General features: G+C 43.0%; 25 protein-coding genes. 2 read left to right on the top strand and 23 right to left on the bottom strand.

The features are described from left to right. Positions 1-37 precede the first annotated feature (37 nt). From secY to thiD, 23 genes are all read right to left on the bottom strand, one after another. Entirely contained in the window at positions 38-1,333 is a 1,296-nt protein-coding gene (secY, locus tag IGK61_RS01350) for a preprotein translocase subunit SecY (protein WP_005227099.1), read from the bottom strand. Next, complete coding sequence (rplO, locus tag IGK61_RS01345) at positions 1,333-1,773, bottom strand: 50S ribosomal protein L15 (protein WP_003128016.1); 441 nt, start codon at positions 1,771-1,773, stop codon at positions 1,333-1,335. Before rplO ends, secY begins: the two co-directional genes overlap by 1 nt. A gap of 40 nt (positions 1,774-1,813) precedes the next feature. Next, a complete protein-coding gene (rpmD, locus tag IGK61_RS01340; protein ID WP_003128015.1) occupies positions 1,814-1,993 on the bottom strand; it encodes a 50S ribosomal protein L30 in 180 nt (59 codons plus the stop codon). A gap of 13 nt (positions 1,994-2,006) precedes the next feature. Next, positions 2,007-2,507: a 30S ribosomal protein S5 gene (gene rpsE / locus IGK61_RS01335; protein ID WP_003128014.1), complete on the bottom strand. Its 501-nt coding sequence runs from the start codon at positions 2,505-2,507 to the stop codon at positions 2,007-2,009. 20 nt (positions 2,508-2,527) lie between these two features. After that, positions 2,528-2,884: a 50S ribosomal protein L18 gene (rplR, locus tag IGK61_RS01330; protein WP_005227097.1), complete on the bottom strand. Its 357-nt coding sequence runs from the start codon at positions 2,882-2,884 to the stop codon at positions 2,528-2,530. A 57-nt stretch (positions 2,885-2,941) separates the two neighbouring features. After that, a complete protein-coding gene (rplF, locus tag IGK61_RS01325; RefSeq protein WP_005227095.1) occupies positions 2,942-3,478 on the bottom strand; it encodes a 50S ribosomal protein L6 in 537 nt (178 codons plus the stop codon). Positions 3,479-3,509: 31 nt separating this feature from the next. Then, on the bottom strand, positions 3,510-3,908 hold the full coding sequence (gene rpsH, locus IGK61_RS01320; protein ID WP_005227093.1) for a 30S ribosomal protein S8: 399 nt from the start codon (positions 3,906-3,908) through the stop codon (positions 3,510-3,512). Positions 3,909-3,940: 32 nt separating this feature from the next. Continuing rightward, positions 3,941-4,126: a type Z 30S ribosomal protein S14 gene (locus tag IGK61_RS01315; RefSeq protein ID WP_003128010.1), complete on the bottom strand. Its 186-nt coding sequence runs from the start codon at positions 4,124-4,126 to the stop codon at positions 3,941-3,943. Between the two features lie 18 nt (positions 4,127-4,144). Then, positions 4,145-4,684 (bottom strand): 50S ribosomal protein L5, encoded by a 540-nt coding sequence (gene rplE / locus IGK61_RS01310; RefSeq protein ID WP_005227088.1) that lies wholly within the window; start codon positions 4,682-4,684, stop codon positions 4,145-4,147. 27 nt (positions 4,685-4,711) lie between these two features. Then, positions 4,712-5,023 carry a 50S ribosomal protein L24 gene (rplX, locus tag IGK61_RS01305; protein WP_003128007.1) on the bottom strand — a complete coding sequence of 104 codons (312 nt, stop codon included), beginning with the start codon at positions 5,021-5,023 and terminating at the stop codon, positions 4,712-4,714. Between the two features lie 35 nt (positions 5,024-5,058). Further along, positions 5,059-5,427, bottom strand: coding sequence for a 50S ribosomal protein L14 (gene rplN / locus IGK61_RS01300; protein WP_003128006.1), 369 nt, complete (start codon positions 5,425-5,427; stop codon positions 5,059-5,061). A gap of 60 nt (positions 5,428-5,487) precedes the next feature. Beyond that, positions 5,488-5,754, bottom strand: coding sequence for a 30S ribosomal protein S17 (rpsQ, locus tag IGK61_RS01295; protein ID WP_003128005.1), 267 nt, complete (start codon positions 5,752-5,754; stop codon positions 5,488-5,490). Between the two features lie 24 nt (positions 5,755-5,778). Further along, positions 5,779-5,967, bottom strand: a complete 189-nt coding sequence (gene rpmC, locus IGK61_RS01290; RefSeq protein WP_002288664.1) for a 50S ribosomal protein L29 — start codon at positions 5,965-5,967, stop codon at positions 5,779-5,781. Continuing rightward, positions 5,957-6,391 carry a 50S ribosomal protein L16 gene (gene rplP, locus IGK61_RS01285; RefSeq protein WP_005226918.1) on the bottom strand — a complete coding sequence of 145 codons (435 nt, stop codon included), beginning with the start codon at positions 6,389-6,391 and terminating at the stop codon, positions 5,957-5,959. Before rplP ends, rpmC begins: the two co-directional genes overlap by 11 nt. 2 nt (positions 6,392-6,393) lie before the next feature. After that, positions 6,394-7,050: a 30S ribosomal protein S3 gene (gene rpsC / locus IGK61_RS01280; protein WP_005226916.1), complete on the bottom strand. Its 657-nt coding sequence runs from the start codon at positions 7,048-7,050 to the stop codon at positions 6,394-6,396. Positions 7,051-7,063: 13 nt separating this feature from the next. Then, positions 7,064-7,411, bottom strand: coding sequence for a 50S ribosomal protein L22 (rplV, locus tag IGK61_RS01275; protein ID WP_003127973.1), 348 nt, complete (start codon positions 7,409-7,411; stop codon positions 7,064-7,066). 23 nt (positions 7,412-7,434) lie between these two features. After that, positions 7,435-7,713: a 30S ribosomal protein S19 gene (gene rpsS / locus IGK61_RS01270; protein WP_005226914.1), complete on the bottom strand. Its 279-nt coding sequence runs from the start codon at positions 7,711-7,713 to the stop codon at positions 7,435-7,437. Positions 7,714-7,755: 42 nt separating this feature from the next. Continuing rightward, positions 7,756-8,589 carry a 50S ribosomal protein L2 gene (gene rplB, locus IGK61_RS01265; protein WP_005226912.1) on the bottom strand — a complete coding sequence of 278 codons (834 nt, stop codon included), beginning with the start codon at positions 8,587-8,589 and terminating at the stop codon, positions 7,756-7,758. Between the two features lie 39 nt (positions 8,590-8,628). After that, positions 8,629-8,922 carry a 50S ribosomal protein L23 gene (locus IGK61_RS01260; protein ID WP_005226911.1) on the bottom strand — a complete coding sequence of 98 codons (294 nt, stop codon included), beginning with the start codon at positions 8,920-8,922 and terminating at the stop codon, positions 8,629-8,631. Continuing rightward, positions 8,922-9,545 (bottom strand): 50S ribosomal protein L4, encoded by a 624-nt coding sequence (rplD, locus tag IGK61_RS01255; protein WP_005226910.1) that lies wholly within the window; start codon positions 9,543-9,545, stop codon positions 8,922-8,924. The genes IGK61_RS01260 and rplD overlap by 1 nt, the downstream gene beginning before the upstream one ends. A gap of 29 nt (positions 9,546-9,574) precedes the next feature. Further along, entirely contained in the window at positions 9,575-10,204 is a 630-nt protein-coding gene (gene rplC / locus IGK61_RS01250) for a 50S ribosomal protein L3 (RefSeq protein WP_003127967.1), read from the bottom strand. A gap of 22 nt (positions 10,205-10,226) precedes the next feature. Next, positions 10,227-10,535, bottom strand: coding sequence for a 30S ribosomal protein S10 (rpsJ, locus tag IGK61_RS01245; RefSeq protein WP_003127966.1), 309 nt, complete (start codon positions 10,533-10,535; stop codon positions 10,227-10,229). Between the two features lie 341 nt (positions 10,536-10,876). Further along, complete coding sequence (thiD, locus tag IGK61_RS01240; RefSeq protein WP_074535396.1) at positions 10,877-11,707, bottom strand: bifunctional hydroxymethylpyrimidine kinase/phosphomethylpyrimidine kinase; 831 nt, start codon at positions 11,705-11,707, stop codon at positions 10,877-10,879. A gap of 107 nt (positions 11,708-11,814) precedes the next feature. Here thiD and IGK61_RS01235 point away from each other — a divergent pair, with 107 nt between their 5' ends. Further along, positions 11,815-13,260, top strand: a complete 1,446-nt coding sequence (locus tag IGK61_RS01235) for a PLP-dependent aminotransferase family protein (RefSeq protein ID WP_438844662.1) — start codon at positions 11,815-11,817, stop codon at positions 13,258-13,260. Beyond that, complete coding sequence (locus IGK61_RS01230) at positions 13,244-13,969, top strand: nitroreductase family protein (protein ID WP_074535398.1); 726 nt, start codon at positions 13,244-13,246, stop codon at positions 13,967-13,969. The genes IGK61_RS01235 and IGK61_RS01230 overlap by 17 nt, the downstream gene beginning before the upstream one ends. The last annotated feature ends 7 nt before the right edge of the window (positions 13,970-13,976 follow it).

The following is a 13,976-nucleotide window of genomic DNA, read 5'->3' as shown; positions in this document are numbered from 1 at the left end:
GAATAGTGTTGAGGAAATCCTCAACACTTCAATAACTTTAATTGATGAAACCAGTATATTTCCGTTTCAGCATAAGCCCTTCTAACTGCTTGGCAGTATCAAGTGCCACACCGATAATGATCAATAGACTCGTTCCACCTAGACCGATCGATTGCGGTAGATTCCAAGCCATCTGAGCGATGATTGGAAGTAAAGCAACCAATCCTAAAAAGATCGATCCAACCGTGCTTAATCGCATCAACAAACGTGATACATATTCTTCGGTTCCTTTACCAGGACGCACACTCGGAATGTAACTTCCTTGTTTTTGCAAGTTTTCCGCTAATTTCTCAGGGTTCACTTGAACAAATGCGTAGAAGAAAGTAAACGCAACGATCAAGACAGTATAGATGATCGCACCCGGTACAGTGTTGTAACTAAAGATCGTTTGCACCACTTCGTACCAAGTTTCTCCTCTATATGAACTACCTAATGCTTGAATGATCGCATTTGGTGTTGTAATAAAAGAACTGGCAAAGATAACTGGGATAACCCCGGCAGCATTTACTTTCAAAGGAAGGTAACTGCTGGTAGGCGCTCCTGCTACCCGTTTTGTATATTGGATCGGAATCTTGCGTTCTGCTTGTTGAACATACGTTACTAAAGTAATGACGATCAACACAGCGATCACAAGTAGCGCCATAAAGATAGCATTTAGCCAGATATCCGATTGATCCACGTTAATGAAGTAATCTTCAATCAATTCTTTGATGCTTGCTGGTAAGCGTGAAATGATCCCTGCAAAGATGATCATTGACACACCGTTTCCGATACCACGCTCGGTGATCTGCTCTCCTAACCAAGTGACTAACATCGTTCCGGCTGTTAAAATCAGACCGATCACGATATAGGTTGCCATATTAGGATTGTTTACAAACCCGAGTTGAGTGTAATAGTTAAATCCAGCCGTTAATGTCATGGATTGGACAAAGCCCAATACCAACGTCAAGTAACGTGTTGCCTGATTTAGTTTCTTACGACCCACTTCACCTTGTTTCGACCATTCAACAAATTTAGGGACGATATCCATCTGCAACAACTGAATAACAATTGAGGCAGTGATGTAAGGCGAAACCCCCATCGAGAAAATCGAAAATTGTTGCATGGCGCCACCACTTACCAAGTTTAACATGTTTAAAAATGGTAGATCCGCGATGGTGTTTAGGCGACTTGCGTCTACGCCTGGCACAGTAATATGTGTTCCCAGACGAAAGACAAACAAGATTAAGACGGTGAACAATATTCTGGATCTAATATCCTTAACCTTAAAGGCATCCTTCAATAGTCTGATCATTAGATCACCTCGATTGATCCACCAGCAGCAACGATTGCTTCTTCAGCTGCTTTTGAGAATTTAGCTGCTTTCACAGTCAATTTCTTCGTTAATTCTCCGTTAGCTAATACTTTGATTCCAGCTTTTTCGTCTTTGACGATTCCAGCTTCGTGTAAAGCAACAGGTGTTACTTCAGCACCGTCTTCAAAGCGGTTCAAGACATCAAGATTGATGACTGCATATTCTTTGCGGTTCACATTTGTAAAGCCACGTTTTGGTAAACGACGGAACAATGGTGTTTGTCCACCTTCGAATCCTAGACGTACTCCGCCGCCTGAACGAGCTTTTTGACCTTTTTGTCCACGTCCAGCTGTTTTACCGTTACCAGATGAAGTTCCTCGACCGACACGGTTACGTACTTGGCGTGAGCCTTCTGATGGTTTTAATTCATGAAGTTTCATAGGTTTGGCACCTCCTTAATCAAACTAGATCTGCTGATCCTTAGACCTCTTCAACGTCCACTAAGTGAGAAACAGTGTTAACCATGCCTTTGATTGCATCATTAGCAGGTTTTACAACTGTTGAATTCAACTTTGTAAGACCTAACGCTTTTACAGTATCACGTTGGTTTTGGGGACGTCCGATAATACTGCGTTTTAAAGTAATTTTCAATTCAGCCATTATAGTGTCCTCCTTAACCGATTAATTCTTCTACTGATTTGCCGCGAAGTGCTGCCACTTCTTCAGCGCGTTTTAATTGTTTTAAACCTTCAACTGTTGCGCGAACAACGTTGATTGGTGTGTTAGAACCTAAAGATTTAGATGTGATATCAGCTACCCCAGCTAATTCCAATACGGCACGAACTGGTCCACCAGCAGCTACCCCAGAACCTTCTACAGCAGGTTTCATAAGGATGCGTCCGCCGCCGAATACACCGATAACTTCGTGAGGGATTGTAGAACCAACCATTGGTACTTCCACCAAGTTTTTCTTCGCGTCTTCGATTGCTTTACGGATTGCTTCTGGTACTTCTTGTGCTTTACCAGTACCGAAACCTACGTGTCCGTTTTTGTCACCGACAACAACTAATGCAGCAAAACGTAGACGACGTCCACCTTTAACAACTTTAGTTACACGGTTGATCGCAACAACGCGGTCTTCTAATTCCAAATGTTTTGGATCAATATAAACCATGAATGGTGTTCCTCCTTCTCTTAAAATTCCAGTCCATTTTCGCGAGCTGCTTCAGCTAAAGCTGCTACACGGCCATGGTAAAGGTATCCACCACGGTCAAAGACTACTACTTTAATACCTTTTGCTGCTGCACGTTCTGCGACTAATTTACCGACAGCTTGTGCTTGTTCAGTTTTTGTTGCACCTGAAACTTCTTTGTCTAAGGCAGAGGCACTTGCTAGCGTCACACCCGCTACGTCATCAATTACTTGTGCGTAGATGTTTTTGTTCGAACGGAACACGTTTAAGCGTGGGCACTCAGCAGTACCAGAGATTTTGTTACGTACACGACGATGTCTTTTCTGACGTGTCTTGTTTTTATCTGGTTTTGTAATCACAATTTGTCACCTCTTTTAATTTTGCTAGCCTAAGCTGCTAGTCGTAAAGAATTACGACTATTTACCAGTTTTACCTTCTTTACGGCGTACAAATTCGCCAACATAACGAATTCCTTTGCCTTTATAAGGTTCTGGAGGACGAACGCCACGGATATTGGCAGCCAATTCGCCAACGACTTCTTTATCTGATCCTTTAACGATCACAGAAGTGTTTGAAGGAACTTCGATTTCGATTCCAGCTGGCGCTTCGATTTCAACTGGATGAGAGTAACCAACGTTCAATACAAGTTTTTTCCCTTGTAATTGAGCACGGTACCCAACCCCGATTAATTCTAACGCTTTTTGGAAACCTTCAGAAACACCAACAACCATGTTGTTGAAGTTTGCACGGGTAGTTCCGTGGATAGTTTTCATTTCTTTACTATCATTTGGACGAGTGAATGTTACTTCGTTTCCTTCGATATTCATTGTGATATCAGAAGAGAAAGTACGTGTTAATTCACCTTTAGGTCCTTTAACTGTAATGTCGTTTCCGTTTTGCTTGATTTCAACACCAGCAGGAAGAACGACGATCTTATTACCGATACGACTCACTTAGAGGCACCTCCTTGTGGAATATTTTAAATTACCATACATAAGCGACTACTTCGCCGCCAACATTTTTTGCTCTAGCTTCTTTGTCAGTGATTACACCGTCAGAAGTTGAGATAATCGCGATTCCTAGACCATTCAATACTTTTGGTACTTCGTCAGCTTTGACATAAGCACGCAAGCCTGGTTTAGAGATACGTTTTAAGTTTGTGATAACACGTTCACCGTTTTTACCGTATTTAAGAAATACGCGGATCACGCCTTGTTTGTCATCTTCAATGTATTCAACATCGCGGACGAAACCTTCACGTTTCAAGATTTCAGCGATATCACGTTTGATTTTTGAAGCAGGTACTTCTAGGCTTTCGTGTTTAACCATGTTTGCGTTACGCACGCGCGTTAGAAAATCTGCAATTGGATCTGTCATGACCATGGGATAATTTACCTCCTTTATGCGAGTATAGTTTACCAGCTAGCTTTCTTCACGCCGGGAATTTGTCCTTTATAGGCAAGTTCGCGGAAGCAAATACGGCAAAGATGAAATTTACGATAAACTGAATGTGGACGTCCGCAACGTTCACAACGAGTGTATTCTTGCGTTGAGAATTTAGCAGGGCGTTTGTTTTTAGCAATCATTGATTTTTTAGCCACGTAGTTCGCCTCCTTTTTTTATTTTTGGAATGGCATGCCTAATTGTGTCAACAATTCACGAGATTCTTCATCTGTGTTTGCTGTTGTTACAATCACGATATCCATACCACGTACTTTGTCGATCAAATCATAATCTACTTCAGGGAAAATCAATTGTTCTTTGATACCTAAAGTGTAGTTTCCGCGTCCGTCGAACGCTTTTTTGCTCACACCGTGGAAGTCACGGACACGTGGCAATGACACACTTACTAGTTTATCTAAGAATTCATACATTCTTTCGCCGCGTAGTGTTACTTTCGCACCGATTGGCATTCCTTCACGTAAACGGAATCCTGCGATAGATTTTTTCGCTTTTGTGATCAATGGTTTTTGACCTGAGATCAATTGTAATTCTTCAACAGCTTTGTCTAAGTTTTTAGCATTAGAAACAGCGTCACCGACACCCATGTTGATAACGATTTTATCAACTTTTGGTGCTTCCATGATTGAGCTGTAGTTAAATTTGTCCATTAATGATGGGACAACTTCTTTTGAATATTTTTCTTTAAGGCGGTTCATCTGTTAGCCCCTCCTTCCTTCATCAGATTATTTATCAAGAACTTCTCCGGTTTTCTTAGAAACGCGGACTTTTTTGCCGTCAACTTCTTTGTAACCGACACGCGTAGCTTCACCGTTCGATGGATCAACCACCATCACGTTAGAAACATGAATTGGTGCTTCCATTTCAACGATTCCGCCTTGAGGAGCAGTTTGAGAAGGTTTTTGGTGTTTTTTGACAACATTGACACCTTCAACAACGACTTTGTCTTTTTTAGGAAACGCTGCTAGCACAACGCCTTCTTTGTTTTTGTCTTTACCAGTGATAACTTTAACTTTATCGCCTTTTTTAACAAACATGTTTGTTTCGCACCTCCTTTAGATAAGAATCACTATTACAATACTTCTGGTGCTAGGGAAACGATCTTCATAAAGTTGCCTTCACGCAATTCGCGGGCAACTGGGCCAAAGATACGAGTTCCACGAGGGCTCTTATCGTCACGGATAATAACCGCAGCATTTTCATCGAATTTGATGTATGAACCGTCTGTACGACGAGCTCCTGATTTAGTACGAACGATAACGGCTTTAACGACGTCACCTTTTTTGACAACCCCACCTGGCGTTGCTTGTTTAACCGTAGCAACAATCACGTCACCAATATTGGCAGTTTTACGACCAGATCCGCCAAGGACTTTGATCGTTAGAATTTCACGGGCACCTGAGTTGTCCGCCACTCTTAATCGGCTTTCTGCTTGGATCACGATGTGTATCCTCCTTTCAGATTTTGCAATTCACAATCTATATAGGAAAATCTCGTGTGATTAGATAATCACTGCCTTTTCAACAATCTCTACTAGACGGAAACGTTTCGTAGCTGATAATGGACGAGTTTCCATAATTTTCACGATATCGCCAACTTTTGCTTCGTTGTTTTCATCGTGTGCTTTGTATTTCTTAGAATAGTTCAGACGTTTGCCGTAGATAGGGTGGTTTTTCTTTGTTTCAACGACAACAGTGATAGTTTTATCCATTTTGTCTGATACCACGCGACCTTGGTAAACTTTGCGTTGATTTCTTTCTTCAGTCATACGCTAAATGGCCTCCTTCCACTATTACTTAGCTTGTTCACGCAATACTGTTTTAATGCGTGCAATCGATTTACGTACTTCTTTGATACGTGCAGTGTTTTCTAATTGACCTGTTGCTAATTGGAATCTAAGATTGAACAATTCTTCTTTCAATTGTTTTTCTTGATCTAGCATTTCGGCAGTGGTTAATTCTCTGATTTCTTTAACCTTCATTCGATTCACCACCCATTTCCTCACGTTTTACGATCTTCGTTTTCACTGGTAATTTGTGAGAAGCAAGACGTAGCGCTTCGCGCGCAACTTCTTCAGGTACACCGGCAATTTCAAACATGATTTTACCACGTTTAACTGGTGATACCCATCCTTCAGGAGCCCCTTTACCAGAACCCATACGTACCCCGATAGCTTTGGCAGTATAAGATTTGTGAGGGAAAATTTTGATCCATACTTTCCCGCCACGTTTCATATAACGAGTCATTGCGATACGGGCAGCTTCGATTTGACGGTTTGTGATCCAGTGTGATTCGACAGCTTGTAAGCCGTATTCACCGAATGCTACTTCTTTTCCGCCTTTCGCTTCGCCACGCATTTTTCCGCGGAACTCACGACGGTGTTTTACACGTTTAGGTACTAACATGTTTATTTCCCTCCTTTCTCAGTGTTCTTTTTAGTTGGAAGAACTTCTCCACGATAAATCCACACTTTAACTCCTAGTTTTCCGTATGTTGTATCTGCTTCTTCCCATGCGTAATCAATGTCCGCACGTAATGTATGAAGTGGAACGGTTCCTTCTGAGTAACCTTCTGAACGAGCGATATCCGCACCATTTAGACGGCCAGAAACTTGTGTTTTGATTCCTTTAGCGCCAGAACGCATTGTGCGTTGGATCGCTTGTTTTTGAGCACGACGGAAAGCAACACGGTTTTCTAATTGACGTGCGATTCCTTCGCCTACTAATTTAGCATCTAAATCTGGTTTTTTGATTTCAACGATGTTGATGTGAACTCGTTTGCCAGTTAGGCTATTTAATTCTTTTCTTAGGTTTTCGACTTCAGATCCGCCTTTACCGATAACCATACCTGGTTTAGCTGTGTGGATTGAAATATTCACGCGGTTTGCTGCACGCTCGATCTCAACTGTAGACACAGCGGCATCAGCAAGTTTAGATGCGATAAATTTACGGATTTTCAAATCTTCATGTAGAAATTCAGCATACTCTTTTTCAGCATACCATTTAGCATCCCAGTCACGGATGATGCCTACACGCATTCCAATTGGATGTACTTTTTGACCCACTGATTGTCCCTCCTTATTTTTCTGATACGACTACAGTAATATGACTTGTACGTTTGTTGATCGGTGAAGCTGAACCTTTCGCACGTGGACGGAAACGTTTCATCGTTGGTCCTTCGTTTACGAATGCTTCAGAAACAATCAAGTTTTCAACATCTAAGTCAAAATTATTTTCTGCATTGGCAATAGCTGACATCAAGACTTTCTCGATGATTCCAGCTGCTTTATTTGGTGTGAACTTTAAGATCGCGATTGCTTCAGCAACGCTTTTCCCTCTGATTAAGTCAATAACTAGACGAGATTTACGAGGAGAAACGCGGACTGTTTTAGCAGTTGCTTTCGCTGATGTGATTTGTTCTGCCATTTTTGGATATCCTCCCCTCAAAATTAGCGTCTTGTTTTCTTATCATCGGCAGCATGTCCGCGATAAGTTCTTGTTGGTGCAAATTCACCTAATTTGTGTCCTACCATGTCTTCTTGGATGTAAACTGGTACATGTTTCCGTCCATCATACACAGCAATTGTAAATCCGATAAAATTAGGGAAAATTGTAGAACGACGTGACCAAGTTTTGATCACTTTTTTCTTTTCAGCGCCTTCTTGTGCTTCGACCTTTTTCATCAAATGGTCATCGACAAAAGGTCCTTTTTTCAAACTACGACCCATGGTGTACCTCCTCTCAAAATGTGCGACACACGGTCAAGTATATTACTTAGTTTTACGACGACGAACGATAAGTTTGTCTGATTTTGCTTTTTTGTTACGTGTTTTGTAACCAAGTGCAGGTTGTCCCCAAGGAGAAACTGGTGCTTTACGTCCGATTGGTGCTTTACCTTCACCACCACCGTGTGGGTGATCATTAGGGTTCATTACGCTACCACGTACAGTTGGGCGTTTGCGCATCCAACGAGAACGACCGGCTTTACCGATGTTGATCAATTCGTGTTGTTCATTACCAACAGAACCGATTGTTGCACGACATGATGCTAAGATCATTCGTACTTCACCAGAGTTCAAGCGGATCAATACGTATTTGCCTTCTTTACCAAGTACTTGAGCACTTGTTCCAGCTGAACGAATCAATTGTCCACCTTTACCAGGTTTCATTTCGATGTTGTGGATAACAGTACCGACTGGAATGTTTTCTAGTGGTAATGCATTCCCTACTTTAATATCTGCATCTGGACCAGAAACGACAGTCATGCCAACTTCTAATCCTTTAGGTGCTAAGATGTATGCTTTTACTCCATCCTCGTAATGTACTAACGCAATGTTAGCAGAACGGTTTGGATCATATTCAATCGTTTTAACCGTAGCAACGACGTTGTCTTTGTTACGTTTGAAATCGATCAAACGGTATTGACGTTTGTGACCGCCACCTTGATGACGAACCGTGATACGTCCGTTGTTGTTACGACCAGCATTGTTTTTCAAAGGAGCTAACAATGTTTTTTCTGGTGTTGAAGTTGTGATTTCAGCGAAATCAGAACTTGTCATATTACGACGGCCGTTCGTGGTAGGTTTGTACTTTTTAATCGCCACGTCTTTTTCCCTCCCATGTAAAGTTTATGCGTGAGTTGCTTATTCAGCAGCTTCGAAAATTTGGATTTCTTTAGAATCTTCAGTTAAAGTCACAACAGCTTTGCGACGTTTTTTTGTATATCCTGCATATTTACCCATGCGTTTGAATTTTGGACGAACGTTGATGATGTTCACGTTTGCCACTTTCACTCCGTCAAAGGCAGCTTCTACAGCTTGTTTTACTAAAGTTTTGTTAGCTTTTGTGTCCACTTCAAAAGTGTATTTCTTGTCATCCATGGCAAGCATTGATTTTTCAGTGATCACTGGGCGTTTAATAACGTCTAGTAAGTTCATTATGCAAGCACCTCCTCGATCTGAGTAAGAGCAGTTTGTGTCACTAACATTTTGTCGTTAGAAACGATGTCTAAAACACTAATGTTATCAGCAGTAACTACAGAAACTTTTGGCAAGTTGCGCGCAGATAAAGCGGCAAAGTCGTTTTCAGATTCTAAAACTACCAATACTTTAGAGTCAATTGTCAAGTTAGCTAAAACTTGTTTGAATTCTTTTGTTTTTGGAGCATCAAAGCTTAATCCTTCTACTGCTACCAAGTTATTTGAAGCAACTTTTTCTGACAATACAGATTTCATTGCTAAGCGACGAACTTTTTTAGGAAGTTTGTAGCTGTATGAACGTGGTGTTGGTCCGAAGACTACGCCACCTCCACGCCATTGTGGTGAACGGATTGAACCTTGACGGGCACGTCCAGTTCCTTTTTGGCGCCATGGTTTACGGCCACCGCCACGAACGGCACTGCGGTTTTTCACAGCGTGTGTTCCTTGTCTTAATGAAGCGCGTTGCATGATGATTGCATCATAGACAACTGATTCATTTGGTTCGATTCCGAAGATTTCTTCGTTCAATGTAATTTCGCCATTTTGGCTTCCATCTTGTTTGAATAATGCTACATTCGGCATTCCTTAGTTCCTCCTTTCTTCCTATCTACTTATTTAGCTTTCACAGCTGATTTGATTGTAATCAATGATTTTTTCGCGCCAGGTACATTACCTTTGATCAAGATAACGTTGCGTTCTGCGTCTACGCGTACGATTTCCAAGTTTTGGATCGTGATGCGATTTCCGCCCATACGTCCAGCAAGACGTTTGTTTTTGAATACACGGTTAGGTGCAACTGGACCCATTGATCCAGGACGACGGTGGTAACGAGAACCGTGAGCCATTGGTCCGCGGCTTTGTCCGTGACGTTTGATAACGCCTTGGAATCCTTTACCTTTCGAAGTGCCGGTTACATCGATGATGTCTCCTGCTTCAAAAATATCAACTTTGATTTCTGATCCTACTTCTAAGCCCTCTAGCTCTACATTCTTGAATTCGCGAATGAAGCGCTTAGGAGCCGTGTTTGCTTTTGCAACATGACCTTTCGCAGGTTTGTTAGACAAAACTTCACGCATATCTTGGTAGCCGACTTGAATTGCTTCGTAGCCGTCATTTTCGATTGTTTTCACTTGTAGCACTACGTTTGGTGTAGCTTCTACTACAGTTACTGGAATCAATTCGCCAGATTCAGTGAAGATTTGAGTCATTCCCACTTTTTTCCCTAAGATTCCTTTGGTCATGATTACACCTCCATCTTAATTATTATAGTTTGATTTCGATATTAACACCGCTTGGCAAGTCTAGCTTCATTAAAGCATCAACAGTTTTTGGTGTTGGATTCACAATGTCGATTAGACGTTTGTGTGTACGCATTTCGAATTGTTCGCGTGAATCTTTGTATTTGTGCGTCGCACGGATGATCGTGTACAAGCTGCGTTCCGTTGGTAATGGAATTGGACCAGATACGCCAGCTCCAGTTCTCTTTGCAGTTTCTACGATTTTATCCGCTGATTGATCTAAAATACGATGTTCATACGCTTTTAAACGGATACGAATTTTTTGTTTTGCCATTGTTTTCCCTCCTTCGCCTATTTTGAAAAGTAGACATAGCTCCACGAAAATTTTCCGTCACGCTCGTCCATGGCAAAGCGTCCGGGCGTGTCGCAACCTCTCGTTTCGTAGCCGGCAGAAAATTTCTTTGCTGCCAGTGTGACTTACGTATTTACGTAAACAGCACCTTTATGATTATATTACGGATAAACATTGATTGCAAGCTTTTTTTATGGAAAAACCGGGATTCTTTTGCATTTCTTTCAGAAAATTTTCTTTTGGTTTCGTAACACAAAAAAAGAAGCGTTGACCGCTTCTTTTAAGCACTTCTTCATTTCCTATTTATTATAGAAGAAAACCTGCTATTGCGGCGCTTCCTCCTGCATACGGTCTCGGGCGTGGGTATAGGCACCATGCCACACATGACCCACATAAGGATTGATCACCACTCCTTCTTTGATTGCCGCTGTGACAAAGGCTTTCGCTAACCGAACGCTTTCCACGACGGGTTTGCCTTTTGCAAGACCCGCAGCGATCGCAGCTGAAAAGGTGCAGCCTGCCCCGTGATTGAAATCGGTAGCGATTTTTTCACTTTCTAACAAGAGGAAGGATTGCCCATCATAAACGAGGTCAACGGCTTTTGCTCCTGGCAAGCGATGCCCCCCTTTGATCACGACGTATTTAGCACCTAATTCATGGATTTTTTCAGCAGCTTGCTTCATGGCCTCCACACTCGTCAAATCACCCAAACCTGAAAGAATCCCCGCTTCTACTAAATTAGGGGTGACAACATCTGCTAACGGCAACAAATGCGTGATGATGGCATCGACGCTTTTTGGCTGTAAGATTTCTGCAGTCCCTTTGCAAGCAATGACAGGATCGATCACCACATTTTTGACTTGCTGCTGTTGGATCATCTGCGCAGCTTGGACAATATTGTCTTCATTGCCTAACATGCCCGTTTTTAGAGCATCCATCGGATCACCTGCAAAAGCAGCGATCAATTGTTTTTCGACAAGCGCTGTTTCCATCGCCGTTACTTCATGGCTCCAACCTGCTTGCGGGTCCATCGTGACGATCGAAGCGATCGTGGCAAAACCAAAGACACCATATTCCTGAAATGTTTTTAAATCTGCTTCGATACCGGCACCTCCGGTTGAATCCGACCCAGCAATTGATAGGACTTTTTCCATCTTCCTCATCTCCTTGTGCTTTTTGCTAAGTATAGTCAATCTTCCCCTTGACGAAAAGAGCCATTTGGCTTATTTTTAAACCATCCAATTGAAAAAGGTGGTGCAGGATGGCTTCATCAAGTATCGACAAACAGAAGAAACAACCGATTTACCAGCAGATCGTGACTCATTTTATCGAAGAGATCCAAGCGGGAACCTACGGACCTGGGGATCGTTTGCCACCAGAGCGCAGCCTCGCCCAGACTTTTGGCGTCAATCGTTCCACCGTCGTCAAAGCGTTAGATGAATTGAAAAGCTTAGGATGGATCGAACGAAAACAAGGCAGCGGCTCTCGTGTATTGGAAGGTCGTTGGGGGAACCGTCAAACGCCACTTTCTTATTTGCGCTCGTCTTTAAGCAGCCCTTATCTGCAGCAAGACCCTTACGTTCAACAGATTCAGCATTTGCGCACCGAGAAGGATGTGCTGGATCTGTACACAGGTGATCTACCTGCCGATCTGATCCCCGATTTCACGTTTCCTGCCTTTACCTGGGAAGAGATTCGCAAGGAAAGCACCAAAGTATTACCGACGGGTTATGAACCTTTGCAAGAAATCTTATTGCAGCACCTTGCTGATTCTTTCAACTTGCCCACCAACGGTCAAAAACTAGTGATCACTGCTGGGTCGACACAAGGGATCACCTTGCTGATGCAAGTCTTATTGCAGGCGGGGGATTGTATTGCGACAGAGGACCCTTCTTTCTTGTTCTCTCTCCCCTTGTTTTCCACGATGAATGTCCAGCTGATCGGGATCAAGCAAGATAGCGAAGGGATGCGGCCTGCGGCATTGGAAAAAGTGTTGAAGGAAAAGAAAATCAAATTCGTCTATCTGAACCCCACCTTCCAAAATCCAACGGGCCATACTATGAGTGAGCATCGGCGCCAAGCGATCATCCGCCTTTGCCAGACCTACCAAGTACCGATCATAGAAGACGATGTTTTTAGCGAGTTGGCTTTTGATGAAATACCGCCCAAGCTAAAATCCATGGCGCCCGAAACCGTCATTTATTTAGGCTCGCTTTCAAAATTACTAGGATCATCCATCAAAATCGGCTGGCTTTTGGTGCCAGAAGCGTTAGCCGACCAATTTGCCCAAGCGAAAAAACGGATGGCGATCGATACCACGATCTTCCCGCAAGTCCTTGCCAACATCGCCTTACGCTCCTCTGATTACCACCAACAGCAGCGGACACTGCTTGCAGAAATGGCCCAGCGCCAGCAAGACCTACTCCAACTCTTGCAGGCATTTCAAGAGGATTGGCAATGGCAGCCGACGAAAGGTGGTCTTTACCTGTGGTTGACTTGGCGTCACCGCACGTTGACTCGCAAAGATTGGTCGCTCTTTTTGGCGAACGATTGCTTAGTAGCACCTGCGTTTCTTTTCAGTAACGATACGAATGGCTTGCGTTTGAACTATACCCGCTTAGCCAAAGATGATTTACCGCTATTTCAAGAACGATTCACAAAAATAACCCAACAGTTAAAGGAGCAACTCTATGAACGAAACCATTGAGCTTTTGCACAATCATCGCACTTACCGACAATTTGACCCTGACTACCGCTTGAGCCAAGAACAAGTAACCGCGATTTTGACTGCCGCTCGTCAAGCACCTAGCTGGATGAACGGGCAAGCCTATTCGATCTTAGTGATCGACGACCCGCAGATTCGCCAACAAATGGTCGAATGGAATCCTGGCAATCCTCATATCGCAGCAAGTTCGCTCTTTCTGCTGTTTCTCGCAGATTTAAACCGAACCAAAAAAGTTGCTGCCGAAAAACAGACCCCTTATCCAATCGATGAGGGCTATCAGCCATTATTGATCGCCACCACTGATGCCAGCATTGCTTTGCAATCTGGTGCGATCGCTGCTGAATCACTGGGCTTAGGCACCGTCATTTCCGGCAGCGTCCGCAAAGACAGCGCCAAAATCGCTGAATTGCTGCACTTACCAGAATATGTCTATCCTGTGGCTGGCTTGAGCATCGGTAAACCAATCGTAGAAATGAAGGTCAAGCCTCGCTTGCCAGAAGAAGCGGTCATTCATTACAACCACTATCAGGACTATTCTTATGAGTCGATCGAAGCCTACGATCAAACAATGACTGCTTTTGGAGAAGCCCGTGAGACCAAACCGTGGTCAGAAAAATTTGCTGGGTTTTACAGCAATCGTCCTGACCAAGGATTTGACGCCTTTTTAAAGAAGCAAAAACTAATAAAATAAAAAGCAC

The sequence above is a fragment of the Enterococcus sp. AZ063 genome (assembly GCF_051715045.1).
Taxonomy (GTDB): Bacteria; Bacillota; Bacilli; order Lactobacillales; family Enterococcaceae; genus Enterococcus_D; species Enterococcus_D casseliflavus.
The sequence above is the reverse complement of the archived record's forward strand: the minus strand, read 5'-3'. Positions and strand labels throughout refer to the sequence as shown.

Coding starts and splice junctions, on each gene's coding strand:
- rplD (WP_005226910.1), bottom strand. CDS start 9,545: ATGCCGAATGTAGCATTATTCAAACAAGATGGAAGCCAAAATGGCGAA.
- rplV (WP_003127973.1), bottom strand. CDS start 7,411: ATGGCAGAACAAATCACATCAGCGAAAGCAACTGCTAAAACAGTCCGC.
- rpsS (WP_005226914.1), bottom strand. CDS start 7,713: ATGGGTCGTAGTTTGAAAAAAGGACCTTTTGTCGATGACCATTTGATG.
- secY (WP_005227099.1), bottom strand. CDS start 1,333: ATGATCAGACTATTGAAGGATGCCTTTAAGGTTAAGGATATTAGATCC.
- IGK61_RS01230 (WP_074535398.1), top strand. CDS start 13,244: ATGAACGAAACCATTGAGCTTTTGCACAATCATCGCACTTACCGACAA.
- rpmC (WP_002288664.1), bottom strand. CDS start 5,967: ATGAAGGTTAAAGAAATCAGAGAATTAACCACTGCCGAAATGCTAGAT.
- rpsH (WP_005227093.1), bottom strand. CDS start 3,908: ATGGTCATGACAGATCCAATTGCAGATTTTCTAACGCGCGTGCGTAAC.
- rplP (WP_005226918.1), bottom strand. CDS start 6,391: ATGTTAGTACCTAAACGTGTAAAACACCGTCGTGAGTTCCGCGGAAAA.
- IGK61_RS01260 (WP_005226911.1), bottom strand. CDS start 8,922: ATGAACTTACTAGACGTTATTAAACGCCCAGTGATCACTGAAAAATCA.
- rplE (WP_005227088.1), bottom strand. CDS start 4,684: ATGAACCGCCTTAAAGAAAAATATTCAAAAGAAGTTGTCCCATCATTA.
- rplO (WP_003128016.1), bottom strand. CDS start 1,773: ATGAAACTTCATGAATTAAAACCATCAGAAGGCTCACGCCAAGTACGT.
- rplC (WP_003127967.1), bottom strand. CDS start 10,204: ATGACCAAAGGAATCTTAGGGAAAAAAGTGGGAATGACTCAAATCTTC.
- rplX (WP_003128007.1), bottom strand. CDS start 5,023: ATGTTTGTTAAAAAAGGCGATAAAGTTAAAGTTATCACTGGTAAAGAC.
- rpsJ (WP_003127966.1), bottom strand. CDS start 10,535: ATGGCAAAACAAAAAATTCGTATCCGTTTAAAAGCGTATGAACATCGT.
- rpsQ (WP_003128005.1), bottom strand. CDS start 5,754: ATGACTGAAGAAAGAAATCAACGCAAAGTTTACCAAGGTCGCGTGGTA.
- thiD (WP_074535396.1), bottom strand. CDS start 11,707: ATGGAAAAAGTCCTATCAATTGCTGGGTCGGATTCAACCGGAGGTGCC.
- IGK61_RS01235 (WP_438844662.1), top strand. CDS start 11,815: ATGGCTTCATCAAGTATCGACAAACAGAAGAAACAACCGATTTACCAG.
- rpsE (WP_003128014.1), bottom strand. CDS start 2,507: ATGGTTTATATTGATCCAAAACATTTGGAATTAGAAGACCGCGTTGTT.
- rpmD (WP_003128015.1), bottom strand. CDS start 1,993: ATGGCTGAATTGAAAATTACTTTAAAACGCAGTATTATCGGACGTCCC.